The organism is Paracnuella aquatica (assembly GCF_003332885.2).
Taxonomy (GTDB): Bacteria; Bacteroidota; Bacteroidia; order Chitinophagales; family Chitinophagaceae; genus Flavisolibacter; species Flavisolibacter aquaticus.
The window spans coordinates 73,738-93,291 of the sequence record NZ_QOWJ01000003.1; the positions used below are offsets into that span (position 1 = coordinate 73,738).

Annotated in this window: 12 protein-coding genes; 7 read left to right on the top strand and 5 right to left on the bottom strand. The window is 51.2% G+C overall.

The window, feature by feature from the left end:
* Positions 1–25 precede the first annotated feature (25 nt).
* From treY to glgX, 3 genes are read right to left on the bottom strand one after another with little or no spacing between them, the layout of a single operon-like run.
* On the bottom strand, positions 26–4,252 hold the full coding sequence (gene treY / locus DRJ53_RS21660; protein WP_114234832.1) for a malto-oligosyltrehalose synthase: 4,227 nt from the start codon (positions 4,250–4,252) through the stop codon (positions 26–28).
* Between the two features lie 54 nt (positions 4,253–4,306).
* The gene (treZ, locus tag DRJ53_RS06625) at positions 4,307–6,154 is read right to left on the bottom strand and encodes a malto-oligosyltrehalose trehalohydrolase (protein WP_114234833.1); all 1,848 of its coding nucleotides are present in this window, start codon (positions 6,152–6,154) and stop codon (positions 4,307–4,309) included.
* Positions 6,120–8,297, bottom strand: coding sequence for a glycogen debranching protein GlgX (gene glgX, locus DRJ53_RS06630; protein ID WP_114235040.1), 2,178 nt, complete (start codon positions 8,295–8,297; stop codon positions 6,120–6,122). The genes treZ and glgX overlap by 35 nt, the downstream gene beginning before the upstream one ends.
* Positions 8,298–8,612: 315 nt before the next feature.
* Here glgX and DRJ53_RS06635 point away from each other — a divergent pair, with 315 nt between their 5' ends.
* From DRJ53_RS06635 to DRJ53_RS06660, 6 genes are all read left to right on the top strand, one after another.
* On the top strand, positions 8,613–9,113 hold the full coding sequence (locus DRJ53_RS06635) for a hypothetical protein (RefSeq protein WP_114234834.1): 501 nt from the start codon (positions 8,613–8,615) through the stop codon (positions 9,111–9,113).
* Positions 9,114–9,265: 152 nt separating this feature from the next.
* Positions 9,266–10,090 (top strand): hypothetical protein, encoded by an 825-nt coding sequence (locus DRJ53_RS06640; RefSeq protein ID WP_114234835.1) that lies wholly within the window; start codon positions 9,266–9,268, stop codon positions 10,088–10,090.
* Positions 10,091–10,282: 192 nt separating this feature from the next.
* Positions 10,283–11,911 carry a glycerol-3-phosphate dehydrogenase/oxidase gene (locus DRJ53_RS06645; protein WP_114234836.1) on the top strand — a complete coding sequence of 543 codons (1,629 nt, stop codon included), beginning with the start codon at positions 10,283–10,285 and terminating at the stop codon, positions 11,909–11,911.
* Positions 11,912–12,007: 96 nt separating this feature from the next.
* On the top strand, positions 12,008–13,504 hold the full coding sequence (glpK, locus tag DRJ53_RS06650; RefSeq protein WP_114234837.1) for a glycerol kinase GlpK: 1,497 nt from the start codon (positions 12,008–12,010) through the stop codon (positions 13,502–13,504).
* A 209-nt stretch (positions 13,505–13,713) separates the two neighbouring features.
* Positions 13,714–14,448: an MIP/aquaporin family protein gene (locus DRJ53_RS06655; RefSeq protein WP_114234838.1), complete on the top strand. Its 735-nt coding sequence runs from the start codon at positions 13,714–13,716 to the stop codon at positions 14,446–14,448.
* Positions 14,449–14,622: 174 nt separating this feature from the next.
* Positions 14,623–15,459: a glycerophosphodiester phosphodiesterase family protein gene (locus DRJ53_RS06660; protein WP_241558481.1), complete on the top strand. Its 837-nt coding sequence runs from the start codon at positions 14,623–14,625 to the stop codon at positions 15,457–15,459.
* 152 nt (positions 15,460–15,611) lie between these two features.
* On the opposite strand, the gene DRJ53_RS06665 is transcribed toward DRJ53_RS06660, so the two are convergent.
* Together DRJ53_RS06665 and trxA are read right to left on the bottom strand one after the other, a co-directional pair.
* A complete protein-coding gene (locus DRJ53_RS06665) occupies positions 15,612–16,121 on the bottom strand; it encodes a hypothetical protein (protein WP_114234840.1) in 510 nt (169 codons plus the stop codon).
* Between the two features lie 172 nt (positions 16,122–16,293).
* Complete coding sequence (trxA, locus tag DRJ53_RS06670; RefSeq protein WP_114235041.1) at positions 16,294–16,677, bottom strand: thioredoxin; 384 nt, start codon at positions 16,675–16,677, stop codon at positions 16,294–16,296.
* Positions 16,678–16,858: 181 nt separating this feature from the next.
* On the opposite strand from trxA, the gene DRJ53_RS06675 reads away from it, so the two are divergent.
* A complete protein-coding gene (locus DRJ53_RS06675) occupies positions 16,859–19,342 on the top strand; it encodes a zinc-dependent metalloprotease (RefSeq protein ID WP_114234841.1) in 2,484 nt (827 codons plus the stop codon).
* The last annotated feature ends 212 nt before the right edge of the window (positions 19,343–19,554 follow it).

A 19,554-nucleotide genomic window follows, 5' to 3' on the forward strand; every position in this document is an offset into this window, starting at 1 on the left:
GGGCGTTTTTGTTCCATTGTATTTTTTATTCCCGGTTATACAATTCGGTCCATTTTTTCAGCAGGTCCTCGGCGCCCTCATTTAGCTGGCCAGGTAGGAGCCGCCATGCCCAGTTGTTGCTGCCCTGCCCCGGCATGTTCATCCGTGCCGATTCATCGAGGCCCATCAGGTCCTGCACGGGCAGGATCGCAGTTTTGGCTACCGATGCATACGCCATCTGCCCCAGTACCAAGTGCACTTCGGCTGCCGAAAGACCGCGGCCAACATATGCTTCCAGCCGCTGGCGGGTAGCATCGTTGGCTTCGGTTGCAAACCAGCCACGCACCGTGTTATTGTCATGCGTACCGGTGTACACCAAAAAGTTGGGATTATAATTATGCGGGATATAATCGGAGCGGGGCATGTCGTCGCCAAAGGCAAACAGGAGGATCTTCATGCCCGGCAGGCGAAACTGGTCGCGCAGATCGGTCACTGCTTTGTTTATTTCGCCCAGGTCTTCGGCCACAAAGGGCAGGCCGCCCAGCGCTTCCTGCACTGCGGTAAAAAAATCGGCGCCAGGCCCGGGTTTCCACTGGCCGCTTTTTGCCGAAGGCGCATCGGCGGGCACTTCCCAGTAGTCGGCGAAGGCGCGGAAATGGTCGATGCGTACCAGGTCGAAGAGTTCCGTGTTGTGCCGCAACCGCTCGATCCACCATTGGTAGCCTTGTTCTTTCAATACATCCCAACGAAACACCGGCATGCCCCAAAGCTGCCCATCATCGGAAAATGCATCGGGTGGGGTACCAGCCACGCCCATCATTTTGCCTTCTTCATCAATTGCAAACAGTTCACGGTTCGACCACACATCCACTGAATCGTAGCTTACATAAATAGGCAGGTCGCCCAGCAGCCGGATGCCGTGATCGTTGCAATAGCTACGCAAGTGGTGCCACTGCCGCGAGGCCTGCCATTGCAGCCATGCAATTTTTTCCAACTCCGCTGCATGTGCTGCTGTTGCTTTTTTCAGTGCCGCAGCATTGCGTTGCTTTAGGGGCTCGGGCCATTGAAACCAGGCGGCGCCACCCTGTTCTTTTTTCAGTGCAGAAAACAGTGCAAAATCTTCCAGCCAATGCGTCTCTTTTTCTTTAAATGCGGCAAATGCAGTTCTGTCCGCTTCGGTGGCCGTTTCCAAAAACCGTTGAAATGCCTGCTCAAAAAGCACTGCCTTTTTTTGTTCCACCAAATCATAATCAACCCGCGGCGCAGGTGGCAATTTTGCCGCTTCCATTTCTTCCGGTGTGATCCACCCATCTTCCATCAAACTGCGTGGCGAAATAAGCAGGGTATTGAATGCACGGCTGGAAATGGAACTATATGGCGAATGGCCCTGGCCCGCTTCGGTAGGATTGAGGGGCAGCAGTTGCCAGTATTTTTGGTTGCTGCGAAAGAGGAAGTCGGCAAACAGCTTGGCTTCGCGGCCCATATCGCCAATGCCAAACGGTGAGGGCAGCGATGAAATGTGCAGCAGCAAACCAGCGCCCCGTTCGTTGTCCAGCACATGGCCTTTCATGATGGCCAGCGGCAAATGGGCAAACAAATCCTTTATGGCTATGCATCCGTCCAATTGTGCGCTGGTGCCGTCAAAAATGTGGTCCCATGCAATGTCGGCTTCATCGGGCAATTGAATGCTGGTATCGGCCCAATCCAGTTGCAGCACATCGCTCTTTTTTTGCGCAGCACAAAGGGCCGCTGTATGCAGTGGTGCAGCCACCACAAAAACCTGTTGCCGGTGTTTGCGAGCAAATGCAATCACATGCTCTTTGTATTGGCCCGTTACTTCCAACGGGTGGTATTCGCCCTCGGAAAAAATGTAGGATTGTTTTTGCCGCAACTGCGCCAGTTCGCGGGTAAGCCACAGTTTGATGCGGCCATCAAAACGAGACTTCCAAAGTTCCGGGATCAGGGTTTCGGCCCGCTGGCCATCCATTTCCTGTAAAGCTGCCATGCGCTGGTTGTAATCAACCGGGCGGCGGTTGTCGGGGTCCACCAGGCTCAGGTCCCAAAACTCGCAGCCCTGGTACACATCGGGCACGCCGGGGCAGGTAAATTTCAGCAGCACCTGCACCAGCGAGTTTACAATGCCTGCATCGGCAATTCTTTGGTGAAAAGGCTGGAAGCTTTTCCAAAATTTACCCCCTTTTTGCAACAGGCTTTTAGCGAACTGGATTGTTGCTCCTTCGTATGCTTCATTTGGCGTGGTCCAATTGGAAAAACGCTTGGCTTCACGCAATGCTTTTTGCAGGTATTCGGCCAGGCGGTTTTCAAAATCACTTTCATCGCCGCCCGGCATGGGATAAGCACCGAGTACCGTTTGGTAAATAAAATATTCATCGTTGCCATCGGGGCCATCTGCAGTTTTCAGCGGTTTTGCTAAAGCCTGCCATTCGCCCACTTTGGCAATCCATTCCTTGGGCAATTCGGTGAGCACGTTTAACCTTGCACGTACATCTTCACCGCGTTTGGTATCGTGTGTGGAAGTGCCGTTGATTGCCAGCGGCCACTGCTCCTGCCGCTCCTGCATTATTTTATGAAAAGCGGGTACCGGTAAGCCAAAAGCTTCGGGTGCATCGCCGACTTCGTTGTGGCCAATAAAACGATTGTACGTGTACATTACGGTGTCTTCCACGCCTTTTGCCATCAGCGGGCCGGTAAACTGCATGCATCGTTTGTAAAAATGCGCCGCGTTTTTATTGTACACCTCATCGCGGTGCGGCGGGTAGTGCAGCAGCACATTTTCAAACACCTGCAAAGCTGCTTCTTTTGCATTGCCGCTGCGCCTGATGCGTTGAAAAATCTGGTGTACTTCGCCTGCTTCTTCGTGGTTCAGCGGAAAGCTGCTGCCATAATAACGGTACACCGGGCATTGAATTAAAAACTCAGCCAGCGCAGTCTTTAGGTCTTCGCGGTGTATGGATGAAAGTGCCCTGCGATCCACCAAATTCGATTGCATGAACAGGTGGTACAAGTTGGCCAGTTCACCACCCATATGCTCGTACAGGATGTGGTGCTTTTTCTGGTAAATATGTTGCGCTATACTTTGGTGGTCTTCAGTGAGGCGGTGGTAAAACTGCGTGAATAATTTTTCGCCGCCGCTGTAAGTAAGTAGGCCATTTACCTGTGCTAAAAAATCGTAGCCGCTGCTGCCTTCGATGGGCCACCAATGCGGCATGGGCTCGCCGGGTTCCAGGATCTTTTCAATAACAATGTATGTTTCCTCACCTGTTTTGTGGCGCAGTGCTTCCAGGTATTCGGTGGGATCGTATAAACCATCAATGTGGTCGATGCGCAGCCCCTGGAACACATCGTTAGCCACCAAGTCAAAGATCAAGCGGTGGTGTTCTTCCAGCACATGGCTGTCCTGGATGTTGAGGCAGATAAGCCCATTAACGGTAAAGAACCGCCGAAAATTAATACGCTGATCTGTTTCCTGCCAATGGCACAGGCGGTATTCTTGTTCCTCTGCAATCTGCGTCATCGCGGCCTTATCGGCCGATGCTGCAGCAATGCTGTCATCAATGAATTTTTGCACCGGTTTTGTTTTTTCCAGTGCAGTAAACTGGGTGCGCCATTCGTCCCATTGTGTTGTATATGCCACCGGGTCTTCTACGCTGTGCAGGTCGTCCAGCTGATCGAGCAACTGTTCCAGCGCCTGCGGCTTTTTACCATCGCCCTGCTCTAAAATCATGCGGTAAGTGCGGGGCTTTACGGGGTAAATGGCATCGTAGTATTTCAGGTAAATGCGGCCGTTGGAATATTGCAAACCCAGTTCGCCCTGTTCAATCACGGCCTCCAACGAGCTGCCTAAAAACGGCACCATCAGCTTGCCGCCGTGCAGTATGCCACCCGTCCAGGTGATGTCGAAGAAATGATTGTAGCGGCTCCTTTTTCCTTTCTCCAGCACATCAAACAACCACGGATTGCGTACATCAAAAGCCATATGGTTGGGCACAATATCCTGCAACCATCCAATGTCGTCTTTTTGTAGCCGTGCCGATATTTTGCGCAGTTGCTCAATGGTGCCCACCTCGGGGTTGATGCGCAGCGGGTTGGTGCTATCGTAACCGTGGGTGCTGCCGGGCACTGCTTCAAAAATAGGCGAAGCATAGATGGTGCCTACACCCAGTTGGCGCAGGTAATCGTACACCTGCTCCAGGTGGGCCAGCGTAAAGTCTTTATGAAATTGTATGCGGTAGGTAGATTTTGGATTGTACATGTTGGTGAAGGGTGAATGATCAATGATGATTCTGCCGTGTTTAAATATTTACTTTTACTGGTTGGTGTTTTGTGCCTGCTGCAATTTCTCGTACACAACCACTGATTCCGGTTGTACCTCAACGTTAGCATCCGCCTTTTCTGGTGCTGCTTTTGGTCCACGCCATTTTGGATCCGCCGAGTCAAATATTTTGCGGTAGCCAGTTGCATGCTGCGGTAAGAATAATGTTTGCACTTGCTGCGAAAAATTCATCAGGCAAACCACTTCTTTTTTATCCATACCCCGGCGCAGCACCAGGCAGTTTTTAGCTGCATCAGCTTCGGCGTGTACACTGCTCCTGTCAAGGGTTCTTAACACTTCGTGTTCCTTGCGTAATTGAATAAGTGCCTGGTAATATTGCAATGCCGTATTGTGTGGCTCCTGTTCCAGCAACTGCCATTGTAGTTTGGATGTTTCAAACGTTTCCACCGCTACCGGATCTGGCGCTTCGCCATCGGCATGGAAGGCGGCAAATTCGGCCCTGCGACCTTCTCGTACTGCTGCAGCCAACTCGGGGTCGGTATGGCTTACAAAGTACAGGAAGGGATTCGGCTCGCTCCACTCTTCGCCCATAAACAACATCGGCACAAACGGGCTGAGCATCACTGCAGCCGCCATCAGTTTTTGCATTTCAAACGAATGCAGCACGCTGGTGCGTTCGCCCAGCATGCGGTTGCCCACTTGGTCGTGGTTTTGCGAAAAAACTATAAACTGTTTGCCCTCATGCTCCTTTGCAGGAATGCCAAATTTTCGTTGCCGGTGTGGCGAATACTGGCCATCGTACACATACGCATCATTGTAGGCTTTTGCCAAATGCTCAATGCCTGAAAAGTCGCTGTAGTAACCGGTGCGGCTACCGCCGGCCGCTACCCGCAGCGCATGATGAAATTCATCTACCCACTGCGCATCCATGCCAAAGCCGCCTTGTTTTAAAGGTTTGATGAAACGGGTGTCATTTAAATCAAGTTCCACAATCAGGTAATGCTTGTTACCGGATTCTTCGATTAAATCATCAGTCGCCTGCCTGATTTCTTGCAGCAGGTGCACAGCACTAAAATCTTTGATGGCATGCACGGCATCCAGGCGCAGCGCATCCACACCAAAATCTTTAAACCACATCAGCGCATTTTGCACAAAATAATCCCGCACACCATCGCACCACGCATCATCAAAATTGATGGCGTTGCCCCAGGGTGTTTTGTATTTATCGGTAAAATAAGGGCCGTAAATACCCAGGTAATTGCCTTCGGGGCCCATGTGGTTGTATACCACATCCAGCACTACTGCAATGCCTTGCTGGTGGCATGCATTTACCAATTGCATCAGGCCTTCAGCGCCACCATACGTGTTTTGCACAGCGTAAGGAAACACACCATCGTAACCCCAGTTGCGGCCGCCCGGAAATTGTGCCACCGGCATGAGCTCAATGGCATTTACACCCAATGATTTTAAGTAAGGCAATTTGCTGATGATGCCACCGAACGTGCCCTCCGGTGTAAATGTGCCGGTATGCAATTCGTAAATAATGTATTCATCAAGTGCAGGCGCATCCCAATGAGCATGCTTAGCCGAAAACTTGGAAAAGTCCAGTGCCTGTGAAGGACCATGCACACCATCCGGTTGCGATACGGAACCTGGGTCGGGGAAAGGTTCACCGCCATCGACCGAAAGTTTATAGCGGGTACCATGTTGCAGGCTGCCCGTTTGCAATTGCCAATAACCTTCCGATGCCTGATGCAATTCCTCCGCGGTATTTCTATCTGTTAGGTGCAGGGTTACACGGCTGGCCGTTGGCGCCCACACTTGTATTGTTGCTGCACCCGCGGCATCAAACCGTACGCCGGGCGCCTTTCTTTTGTTCATGTTCTTTTTTTTGTTGTGCAGTTAATGGGCTTAATAAAACCACCACCGATCGGCCGGCAACCGGCACCAATGAACTGGCGAGGTATTCGGTTTCTTCGTCTTCCACTTCGGCGGTGGCTGTGTCCAGAATCTTGATCCACCGGGTGCCATATATTTCCGAGGGCAACAGGTAATCAAGGCTGTCGTGGTATGCGTTGAAAATGATGTAAAAACTGTCGTCGATAATGTGCTCGCCGCGAGGCCCCACCGACCGCAGTCCGCGGCCATTTAAATACACCGCCAGCGAACGGGCAAAATCGCTCCGCCATGCATCTTCACCCATTTCAATGCCTTCGGGTAAAAACCAGGCAATGTCTTCCAGGCCGATGCCTTTAATAGGCTGGCCTTTAAACCAGCGCCTGCGGCAAAACACGGGGTGCTCTTTGCGCAGCTGAATCAGTTTTTGCGTAAAACGGAGCAGGTCTTTATCCGCATCCTGCCAGTCGATCCACGACACTTCATTGTCTTGGCAATAAGCATTATTGTTGCCGCCCTGTGTGCGGCTCAATTCATCGCCGGCCACCAGCATAGGCACACCTTGCGATAAAAATAGTGTTGCCAAAAAGTTCCGCTTTTGCTGGTTGCGTAGTTGCATGATGGCTGCATCATCGGTAGGGCCTTCCACACCGCAGTTCCACGACCGGTTGTGCGTTTCGCCATCGTTGTTGAATTCGCCGTTGGCTTCGTTGTGTTTTTCGTGGTAGCTCACCAGGTCGTGCAGCGTAAAGCCATCATGTGCGGTAATAAAATTGATGGATGCCGTTGGCCTGCGGTAATCTTCTTTGTACAGGTCGGACGAGCCTGTAAACCGCTCCGCAAATTCTCCTAGCATGCTATCGGCGCCACGCCAGTAATCGCGGATGCAGTCGCGGTATTTGCCATTCCACTCGGCCCAGCCCGGCGGAAATTTACCGACCTGGTAACCGCCTTCGCCAATGTCCCAAGGTTCCGCAATCAGCTTTACCTGCGAGATCACGGGATCCTGGTGGATGATGTCGAAAAATGACCCGAGCCGGTCCACTTCGTGCAACTCACGGGCAAGTGTAGACGCAAGGTCAAACCGGAAGCCATCCACATGCATTTCCAGCACCCAGTAGCGCAGGCTGTCCATGATGAGGCGCAGCACGTTTGGCATCATTGCATTCAGCGTGTTGCCCGTGCCGGTATAATCCATGTAATAGCGTCCATCGGCCAGGCGGTAGTACGATGCATTGTCGATGCCGCGGAACGAGAGGGTAGGACCCAACTGGTTGCCTTCGGCGGTGTGGTTGTACACCACGTCAAGAATTACTTCAATGCCGTTGCGGTGCAGCTCTTTTACCATGCTTTTAAATTCGGCTACCTGCTGGCCCGGCCCCGATGTGCTGCTGTAGCGTACATCCGGTGCAAAAAAGCCAATCGAATTATAGCCCCAGTAATTGGTGAGGCCACGATCCACCAGGTGCCGGTCGGCTACAAAATGGTGCACCGGCATCAGTTCCACTGCCGTAATGCCCAGGTCTTTTAGGTACTGAATAGTAACGGGGTGTGCCAGTGCTGCATAAGTGCCGCGCAGGTGCTCCGGAATATCGGGATGCTGCCGGGTAAATCCTTTTAAATGCGCTTCGTAAATGATGCTTTCGTGGTAGGGAATATTGGGCTGCTGCACCCCTTCCCAATCAAAATTGTGATCGATCACCACCGACTTTGGAATGTAAGGCGCACTGTCGGTTTCTGAAAAAGAAAGATCGCCATCGGGGTGGCCCACTTCGTAACCAAACAGCGAATCGTGCCATTGTATGGTGCCGGAAATGGCTTTGGCATATGGGTCGATCAGCAATTTATTGGGGTTAAAACGATGGCCGTTTTCCGGATCGTATGGACCATAAACGCGGTAGCCGTACAATTGGCCGGGTTGCAGGCCGGGCACATATACATGCCATACATGGTTGGTGCGTTCTTTTACCCGGATGTTCACCGATTCATAAGCCGGGTTCTCGGGATCGAACAGGCAAAGATCTACACCGGTGGCATTTTCTGCATACACGGCAAAGTTGACGCCTTCGTTGTCCCATGTGGCGCCCAATGGAAAAGGGTGCCCTGGATACACTGATATTGGGTTCAAGGTGGTATTATTTTGATGATCGTCTGTATTTTCTGCTGCCTGTTGTGGCAAACAGGCATGGCAGTTGGTCAATATTCTTGCCAGCACGCCTGTTGCGTAAAACGGCGCTCTGGCGGCGGGTTTTATCCCTATGCCACGCGGATTGGCTTTAAGCTGAGTAATGTTTTCAACAGCCTAAATTTTTGCACAGGCAAAGCCGGGCTTCTATCTTTGGCACCACGCAATGATGTGTGTACTGTATAACTGCCTGTTTTTTATGCAAGAAAAAAGTGCCGCTTTTTATTTTATCGCTAAACGAAAGCCTATAAACACCCCATGAACGAACAGGAATTTTTGCAGGCAATACAAGCCCAGGCCGCCGCATCCGGTATCAACCCGCTACTGCTGATGTCGGGCATCGAAGGACTATATACGTTCAGGGAAGTGCCCGCCAATGCACTCAATTTTGATCTGCTCGACAACCTCATTCTGACCATTTTTGCGCTGCGCATTGGTGATACATTTGATGCCATTGCACGGGAAAACCTCGATGCTGAAAACCTGCAGGCCAGGGTTGTGGCCGAGTGGGAGTTGGGTGAATTTACACCCGAGGAAATAAGCAACAGCGGCGATGCTTTTTTGCAATCGTTTGCGCAAACATTGGGCACCAGCACGCCGGTGCGCCGCTACCATCGCAAGGCGCTGGAAGTGGCTGCCGTTGAAGTGCGCAAAGCGCAGCTGCATTTCGACAACAACAGCATTGGCGCCATCACTTTTGCCCTGTGCCAGGGCCAATTAAAAGACAGCCTGCACCTGGCTGCACTGTTCAGCAGGTAAATTGTTTTCTATTTTTTGCTGCTCGTTGCGTCGTCGTTATTGCAGTGCGGTGGGTTGCTTGTTTTGACTTAATGCCTGACGTAAGTCACCGCTTTTGCTGCCTGTAGTTTGTACCTTTCGCATGGCTTTTTATCATCCTTCAATCTATTGCCATGAAAAAGATTTTACTGGCGTTTGACGGAACAGCCTTTTCAGAAGGTACGTTTAGTTTTATACGCCAGCTCAATGAACGGCAGCCCATCCTGGCCGTTGCCGTGTTTGTACCGCAGGTAAGTTTTGCATCGCTGTGGAGCTATGGCGCAGCTGCCGGCGGCCCCGATTTTATTCCCTTGCTCGAACAATCGGAAGCCGACCAGGTGCAGGAAAATATTTATCGTTTTGAAACGCTTTGTACGCAACACAACATCCGCCATTCGGTGCACAAACATTTTTATGATTTTGCACTGCCCGAACTAAAAGAAGAATCCCGTTTTGCTGACTTGCTGGTGTTGAGCAGCGAAAAGTTTTACCAGCAATGGGGCACCGATGAAACTGCAGGCTTTTTACGCGATGTGGTGCATGCTGCCGAATGCCCGGTGGTGATTGTGCCGGAGCATTTTGTTTTTCCGGGCAAAAACATTTTGGCTTATGATGGCAGCGCATCTTCAGTGTATGCCATCAAGCAGTTTGCATACCTGTTTCCTGAATTGCTGGCCAATAAATCGCTGCTGGTTTATTTAAAAGAAGACACGGAATCTGCCATTCCTGCGCAGCGACAAATCAGCGAATTGGCAGGCGCACATTTTCCCAACCTCGAACAAATAGGACTGCGCATGGCGCCGCGCAAGGAGTTCAGCCAATGGGTTGCCGAAAACGACGATGCCATACTGGTATGTGGTGCATTCGGCCGTTCTATTGTTTCGCAGTTGTTCCGCAAAAGCTTTGTGTCCGATGTTATTGAAGTACACAAACTGCCGGTGTTTATTGCGCACAAGTAGTGGTGAGGAAGATAATGGATGGTTGAGCACAGATTAAAGACTACAGATTATAGATTTTAGACTGGAGACGAATGGTAGTGGATAGATGCTTGCTTTGTTGAATTGCGTCTTGCCTATTATCTCTTGTCTATCATCTATCATCTCCCATCCATCATCTTCTATTTTCTTCCTACATTCAGGAAAGTTTTCTTCATGAATGCCGCAGCTCGGCCCACCCTTTCCTTTACCCGTGCAGCAGCGCTGCAGCAAATTGAGAACACACCGCTTTGGGATGTGGTTGTTATTGGTGGCGGCGCTACCGGATTGGGCATTGCAGTGGATGCCGCACACCGCGGTTTAAAGACTTTATTACTCGAACGTTTCGATTTTGCGCAAGGTACTTCCAGCCGCAGCACCAAATTGGTTCATGGCGGTGTACGTTACCTCGCACAAGGGCAGTTGGGGCTGGTGTTTGAAGCGCTGCGTGAACGTGGTTACCTGTTGCGCAATGCAGCACACCTGGTGCGCAAACAAAGCTTTATTATTCCTTGTTACAGCCGCGGTTCGCTGGCCAAATATTGGGCTGGTTTAAAGCTGTACGACTGGCTTTCGGTGCAGCATAGTTTTGGTGCGTCGCAATGGCTTTCTGCAGCGCAGGTGGCGGCGCTTTTGCCCGGCGTACAAACCAATCATTTGTGCGGCGGCATACAGTATTTTGATGGGCAGTTTGATGATGCACGGCTGGCACTCAATTTGGCCCAAACAGCTGCGGAGCAAGGCGCCGCATTGATCAATTATATGTCGGTGGAGCGGCTGCTAAAAAAAGGCAGCCTTGTAAGTGGTGTGGAAGCAAAAGATTCTGAAACCGGGCGCATTTATGAAATACCTGCAAAAGTAGTGATCAATGCCGCCGGTGTTTTTGTCGATGCATTGATGCAGATGGATGCACCCGAAACAAAATCATGGGTGCGGCCCAGCCAGGGCATTCACCTGGTGCTGGAGCGGTCATTTCTTCCGGGCAATGCAGCGCTGATGATACCGCAAACATCCGACGGCCGTGTGTTGTTTGCGCTGCCCTGGTACAACCGGCTGCTGGTGGGCACAACCGATACACCATTGCACCAGCATTCGTTTGAACCCAAGGCTTTGGATGAAGAAATTGATTTTGTGTTGCACAACGTGGCGCAATACCTAACGCATATCCCTACCCGAAAAAATGTGCAAAGTGTGTTTGCAGGCTTGCGGCCACTGGCTGCACCACAGGATGGTACCAGCAAAACAAAGGAAATTTCCCGCAGCCATAAATTGCTGGTGGCGCCATCGGGCCTTATCACCATCACCGGCGGTAAATGGACCACCTATCGGAAAATGGCCGAAGATGCAGTGAATGCAGCTATTAAAGTTGGTGGCTTTAATCCTGCGGTTTGCACTACCAAAAACTTACCCATACATGGCTGTACGCCTGCGCCTCAAATAGGCCACTGGAGCGTTTATGGTTCCGATGCCAGCGCCATACAAGATTTGCTGCAGCAACATCCTGAATGGCAGCAAAAAATTGCTGCAGGCCATCCCTATACCGTTGCCGAAGTGATATGGGCGGTGCGCCACGAAATGGCCCGCACTGTTGCCGATGTTTTGGCCCGCAGGCTGCGGCTCCTGTTTTTAGATGCGGCTGCCGCTACTGAAGCAGCGCCATTGGTGGCCCGCATCATGGCTAAAGAACTGACACAGAATGAAGCTTGGGAAAAGGGCCAGATCATTGCATTTGCCGAACTCGCCAGGCACTACCTGCCCGATGCCGTGCCGGTTTCAAACGCCGCTATTATAAATCAGGAAAAGTAAGGACCGGAGCGGTGGATTTTTGCTTGTGCTAATCTTTTTTCAGAATAAAAAAAGGTCCTATCTTTTTCACTCTTATTGCCCACTTAATTTGCTACGATGAGCTTGCCACCTTATATCCTGTCGCTTGACCAGGGTACCACTTCTTCACGTGCCCTGCTGTTCAATCATGCCGGCGAAATTGTGTCGCTGGCGCAAAAAGAATTTACGCAGATATACCCGCAGGCTGGTTGGGTGGAGCACGACCCTGCCGAAATTTGGAGTACGCAGGCATCAGTGGCTACCGAAGCTATTTTAAAAGCTGGCGCCAGTCCCACAGATATTGCGGCCATTGGCATCACTAACCAGCGTGAAACTACAATTGTGTGGGATCGCAATACGGGCAATGCCATTTGCAATGCTATTGTGTGGCAGGACCGGCGCACCGCAGCCTTTTGCGACCAACTGCAGCAGGAAGGCCAACTGCAAATCATCCGCGACAAAACCGGGCTGGTGATCGACGCATATTTTTCTGCCACCAAACTGCACTGGATTTTAAACAATGTGGAAGGTGCACGCCAGCGTGCAGAAAAGGGAGAATTGCTTTTTGGTACGGTCGATAGTTGGCTGGTATGGAATCTTACCGGTGGCGAAGTGCATATTACCGATGTTACCAACGCATCGCGAACCTTGTTGTTCAACATACATACGCTGCAGTGGGATGATGAATTGTTGCAGCTTTTTGGCGTACCGCGTTGCATGCTGCCCGAGGTCAAATCTTCTTCTGAATTGTATGGCCATACTGCTGGACGTTTGTTGGCGCACCGCATTCCCATTGCCGGCATTGCCGGCGATCAGCAGGCGGCACTTTTTGGCCAGCAATGCACCCGCCCGGGTATGGTAAAAAACACATACGGAACGGGATGTTTTATGTTGATGAATATTGGCAGCCAGCCGGTGCTGTCGCAAAATAATTTGCTGACCACCGTAGCCTGGAAAATTGGCAACGAAGTGCAGTATGCGCTGGAAGGAAGCATTTTTATTGGCGGCGCCGTAGTGCAGTGGTTGCGCGACGGATTGGGACTGATTACAACTGCAGCCGAAGTGGAAAACCTTGCGCAGGCGGTGTCCCACACGGACGGCGTTTATTTAGTTCCTGCATTTGCGGGCCTGGGCGCACCACATTGGAACGGCCATGCACGGGGCATAGTGGTGGGCCTTACCCGCGGCACTACCGATGCGCACCTGGCAAGGGCTGCGCTGGAAAGCATTGCTTTTCAAACCGGCGATGTGCTGCAATGTATGGAACGTGATGCAGGCAAACCCGTTACCGAGTTGCGGGTGGATGGCGGCGCTACGGCAAACAACCTGCTGATGCAGATACAGGCCGATGTTCTGCAAACAACAGTTGTGCGGCCGCAGGTTTCCGAAACAACTGCGATGGGCGCCGCATTCCTGGCGGGTCTCGCCGTTGGTTTTTGGAAAGACTTATCCTCACTGGAACAACAATGGAAAATAGACCAACAATTTACCCCCCAACCCGGCCCTAACCGGGAAGCATGGCTGCAAGGTTGGCAGCGGGCTGTAAAAGCTTGTTTGGCCTGGGCGGAAGGGTAGGAAGTAAGGATGACAGATGATGGATGATTGATGATGGGGGAAAGACAGGAGACAGTAGACATTAGATGTTAGATAACAGACTAGAAGTAAATCTTCACGCCTTGCGTCTGTCCGCCAACATTCGGTTTTAGTCTAAAATCTAATGTCTATAGTCTATCATCTCTCGTCTTTATCTCAACTCCATTTGCTCCTAAAAAAACAACAATACTATGTCTGAATTTTCGGCTGAACTACTGGGCACCTTCCTGCTGATATTATTGGGCAACGGGGTAGTGGCCAACACTGTTTTGAAAGACACGAAAGGGCACAATGGCGGCTGGATCGCCATCACCACCGGCTGGGCGCTGGCCGTGTTTGTAGGAGTAGTTATTGCGGCCCCTTATAGCGGCGCACACCTCAATCCTGCCGTTACTTTGGGCCTGGCCATTGCCGGTAAATTTGCCTGGGGAAAAGTGGCCCTGTATATGCTGGCGCAATTGCTTGGATCAATGCTCGGTGCGTTCTTCGTGTGGGTGGTTTATTATCATCATTTCAACGCCACAGCCGAACCCGATACCTGTCTTGCCGTGTTTTGCACGGGGCCTGCCATACGCCACCGCACTTTTAATTTGCTGAGCGAAATAGTAGGCACATTCGTGCTGGTTTTCGTGGTATTTTATTTTACACAAGGCGAAATGGGTAACGATAAAACACCGGTAGGATTGGGTTCATTAGGCGCAGTGCCCGTTGCCTTCCTGGTGTGGGCCATTGGTTTGGGGCTGGGCGGCACTACCGGTTATGCCATCAACCCTGTTCGCGACTTGGGGCCGCGCCTGGTGCATGCAGTATTGCCCATACGCACCAAAGGCACGTCCAACTGGGCTTATGCATGGGTTCCGATTATTGGCCCCTTGGTTGGTGCAGCGGTTGCTGCTTTGCTTTACTTTTTGGTGCGGGTAAATTAAAAGGCTTCCTGTACCGGCAATGTGTAACCGAAAAGTAATATTTGCTGCGGTCGTTGGGTGCTACTTTTGAGCCCAATGACTGTTCACCCTAATCCAAGCTCGATGTTTAGAATTTGTTTAGTGCTCCTGGCCTTGGTGGCAACCCAGTGCAATCCTGTACGCAACACAGCGCAAATGAAATCACCCTCTTTGGACCTGCAGGGCCACCGCGGTGCCCGTGGCCTGCTGCCCGAAAATACCATTCCGTCCATGCTGCGTGCCATTGATTTGGGTGCAACTACACTAGAACTGGATGTAGTGATCAGTGGTGATAAGCAAGTGGTCGTATCACACGATCATTATTTTCATGAACACATTACCACCGCACCGGATGGCAGCACGTTCGACCGTGCAACGGCCACCAGGCATTTGTTGTATCAAATCCCGTACGATAGCATCCGCAAATACGATGTAGGTTTAAAGCCGCATCCCAGCTTTCCGCAGCAGGAAAAAATGGCCGTGTACAAGCCACTGCTTTCCGAGCTGTTGCAGGCCTGCGAACAACATGCAAAAACAAAAGGTAAAAGCGTTCGGTATAACATTGAGATCAAATCCTCTGCCAGCGGCGATGGCACCCGCCACCCTGCGCCGCCCGAGTTTGTAACCCTGGTGCTGGATGTTTTGCGGCAGCAAAAATTAATGGACCATGCATATATCCAATCGTTTGATGTGCGTCCGCTGCAATACCTGCACCAACAGCATCCGGGTGTGACGGTTTCGTACCTGGTGGAGGCATCAAAAGAGCCGATGGAAAGCCAGTTGTCAAAGCTTGGTTTTGTTCCCTCTATTTACAGCCCGCATTTCTCTATTGTTACCAAAGAACTAGTGCAGCAGGTGCATGCCAAAGGCATGAAGATAGTGCCCTGGACCGTGAACGAACTGGCGCAGATGCAGCAACTGGTTGACGCCGGTGTGGATGGAATTATTTCAGATTACCCTAATTTATTCAGCCAATTGGTGCCGGCTAAATAACCGCTTTGCACCAGTATTTTATTGTTTTATTTTTCACAGAAAAGTTGCTGGAACATTTGTGTAGGCCGTTGATACAGCAACTTAGTTTTTTATATAAAAAAATGCAACGCCAAACAATCGGCGCTGCATTTTCAATTCTATAAAAAGAGCAACTACTTTTTTGGATTGGTAGCCACGTTAAATTCCTGTCCTTCGCCGCGGATGGCGGTGATGTAATGATTGCCGTGAATATCGCTGAAATGCAGTTGCACCACATAGCGGCATTGCACCAACGGCAACCCTTTCGAAATGCCGGTTACAATAAACAGGTCTTCGGTTTCGATGCGCACCGGGAAAAAGCGATCGTCCAGAAAGTCGATATCCGGCGTGCTGGTCACCACTTTTTCCAGCACCGCTGCAGCACCCAGGTTTTGCAGTTTTATATCAATGCGATTAATGTTTTCATTCAGGCTGACGCCCACCGCTGCAAACTGTGGCTGCACCGCGGTGCGGATGCGTTCGAGCAGCAGGTTGTATTCTTCGGATTGGTTTTTGGCCTGCACCTGAAGCTTGTCGATTGTTTTTTTATGCCGCCTGCATTGTACGGCCAGGTATAAACTCAGTATCAGTGAAACTGCGCCAGTGGCAAGGCCCACTGGGACTAAAAGCGCGGTAGTGGACATTCAGGTACGTTTAAGACAAAACTATCTGCTTTATCGGAAAGCAGAAATGACACAGCGGTTTTTTTTACATATCTATGCAACCTGCACAAATTGCAATCATTTTTTAAGTGTAAGCTGTTGAAATGTATCATGGTGCATTTCAACAGCTTTTTTTTATATTAATGACCAAAGGCTAGGCTTCGCCGTTCTCCTTGGGTTGTGCAGCCAATAGCCGTTCGGTAATGACCTGTACAAACGCATTTTTGGGCAATGCGCCGCGTTGCATCATAGGGCTGCCTGCTACAGGAATAAATAAAAATGTGGGGATGCTTTGAATGCCAAACAAACCGGAAAGTTCCTGCTCGGCATCGGTGTCAATTTTATAAATGTCAACCTGGTCTTTGTATTCGTCCGAAAGTTCTTCCAACACCGGCGCCACTGCTTTGCAGGGACCGCACCAGTCGGCGTAAAAATCAATAATGGCCGGCCGGCTGCCTTTGAACTGCCATTCGTTGCCTGTTTCGTAATCAAAAATTTCGGCGCGGAAATCGGCTGCCGTCATTTTTTTTGTTGCCATGAGCTTTAGGTTTCGGGTGTTTAATGCCCAAAGGTAGCCCTTTCGCATTTGCCGGGTTTTTTTACGGTCCGATTTTATAAAGCTGTCATTCTTTTAATGCTAAAAAAACGAGGTGTATTTAAAACGGCCCTGCAGTTAAAATAAGGGTGCATTGCCCTAATTTGTGTGCAAAGAACCCGCTATGCGCTTACCTTTTTTATTGCTCTTTTCCCTCTTCAGCAGTCAGCTTCTTTTTGCACAAAAGCCCGAACCGGCAGCCGCCGATAAAACAACAACCGGCATTGCTGCATTTACCAGGGGCATGCAATCTATTCCCGGTTATTTCTCGCTGTATTGGGATGCCCAGAAAGGCCGCATGTTTTTGGAAATAGATAAATGGAACCTCGAGTTTTTGTATTACCCCTCACTTGCTGCGGGTATGGGCTCAAACGATATTGGCCTTGATCGCGGCCGGATGGGCCAGCAATACGTGGTGCAATGGGAACGGTCGGGAAATAAAGTGCTGCTGGTGGCACAGAACTACGATTACCGCGCCAACACTACCAACGAAATGGAGCGCCGTGCAGTGGCCGAATCCTTTGCCCGGTCTGTGTTGTGGGGTTTTGAAGTAGCCGCACAGGAAGGTGGCAAAGTACTGATCGACGGCACGCCGTTCTTTTTACAACAAGATGCAGTTGGTGCTGCACAAGCCATTGCCCGTACAAGGCAGGGCAACTACCGCATCGATCCGTTGCGCAGTGCGTTTTATTTACCCATGACCAAAAACTTTCCCCAAAATACCGAGGTGGAAGTAACCACTACATGGACAGGGGAGGGGGCCGGTGCGTACCTGCGCCAGGTGGTGCCCGTGCCGGGTGCCGTTACGTTGCGGCAGCATTTTTCATTTGTACAACTGCCCGATGGCAACTACAAACCGCGGGTATTTGATCCCCGCACCGGCAGCGGCTATATTTCATATTTCGACTATGCCACACCGGTAGATCAGCCCATTGAAAAGCGTTTTATCCGCCGCCATCGTTTGGAAAAGCGGGACCCCTCTGCAGCTATGAGCGAAGCGGTAAAACCCATTATTTATTACGTCGATCCGGGTACGCCGGAACCTATCCGCACTGCATTGGTTGAAGGAACTAAATGGTGGAATGCCGCATTTGAAGCTGCCGGTTATAAAAATGCATTCCAGGTGCAGTTGCTGCCGCCCGATGCCGACCCGATGGACATTCGATACAACCTGGTGCAATGGGTGCACCGCAGCACCCGCGGCTGGTCGTACGGCGGTGGCATTACCGACCCGCGTACCGGTGAGATCATTAAAGGAAAAGTAACGCTGGGTTCTTTGCGGGTTCGGCAGGACCTGCTGATTGCGCAAGGGTTGCTCGCCGATTTTGAAGACGGCAAACAAATGTCGCCGCAAATTATGGAGCTTTGCATGGCACGGATGCGGCAGTTGGCAGCACACGAAGTGGGCCACACGCTGGGCCTGCCGCACAACTATATTGCCAGTACACAAGGCCGTGCATCGGTGATGGATTACCCGCATCCTTTGGCAAAGTTGGATGCGCAGGGAAATGTTGATCTTTCCGATGCTTATGCCGAAGGCATTGGCGAGTGGGATAAAGCGGCGGTGACAATGGCCTATGCGCAGTTTGCGCGAGGCGGCGATGAGCAAAAAGAGTTGTCGAAACTGGTGGCTCAATACCATCAGAAGGGATTAAGCTTTATGGCCGACCAGGATGCACGGCCTGCAGGTAGTGCACACCCGGCCGTGCACCTGTGGGATAATGGCAGCAATGCCGTTGCAGAGCTGGACCGCGTTATGAAACTGCGGACAGCTGTGCTCCGCAATTTTTCGGAAAAAAAGATACCGGTAGGCGCACCGTTGGCCACGCTGGAAGAAATGCTGGTGCCCATTTACCTGATGCACCGCTACCAGGCCGAAGCCGCCGCAAAAGTGCTGGGTGGCGTTACCTATACTTATGCACTGCGTGGCGATGGGCAAAAGCCGGTAGTAATGGTGCCGGCAAAAGAGCAGTGGAGTGCGCTGGATGCTTTGCTTAAAACGCTCAGCCCGGAGCAACTAGCCCTGCCCGAAAAAGCACTGCAACTGATTCCGCCGCGACCCTACGGCTATGATAAAAATGAGCGGGAAACATTTAGCGGAAACACCGGCCTTACGTTCGACCCGGTGGCACCGGCAGCCGTTGCTGCTAACATGACCCTGAGCTTTGTGCTGCACCCTGAACGGGCTGCACGGTTGGTGGCGCACAGTGCACTTTACCCAGAGCTGCCTTCGCTGGAAGCAGTGATCGACCGCATTGTAACGGCCACAATAAAAGCACCCACAAAAAGCGGTTATGCGGCACTGTTGCAGCAGTCGGTAAACAACCAGGTGCTGAAGCAATTGCTGCTACTGGCCAATAACAAAGATGCGATGCCCCAGGTGCAGGCAATTGCGGGCATCAAGCTGTCCGAATTAAAGCAATGGCTAACAACGGCACCGGCGAAAGATGTAGCCTGGAGAGCACATTATCGTTATACGCTCAATCAAATAAAAGAGCTGGAAGCGGGTGGCGAAAAACTTACCGTGCCGGGCACTTTACCCATACCAGATGGCGCTCCGATTGGCGCGACTGATGAAGATTGGTTGAACTGCAGTGCCGGTAATTAAAGAAAATGCAACTCCGTCATTGCGAGGCGCCTTAGTCCCTATGTACTTTTGATGTTTATTGCGCCGAAGCAATCTCCTGCTATCCTTCAGATTCATGCTAATCGTTTCAAAAGGAGGTGATGGAAGCGTTGGGTTGCAGGAGATTGCTTCGGCGCCATAGTTATCTAACAGTTCGAATGCTCATGCTGCGCCTCGCAATGACGGCCACGCAA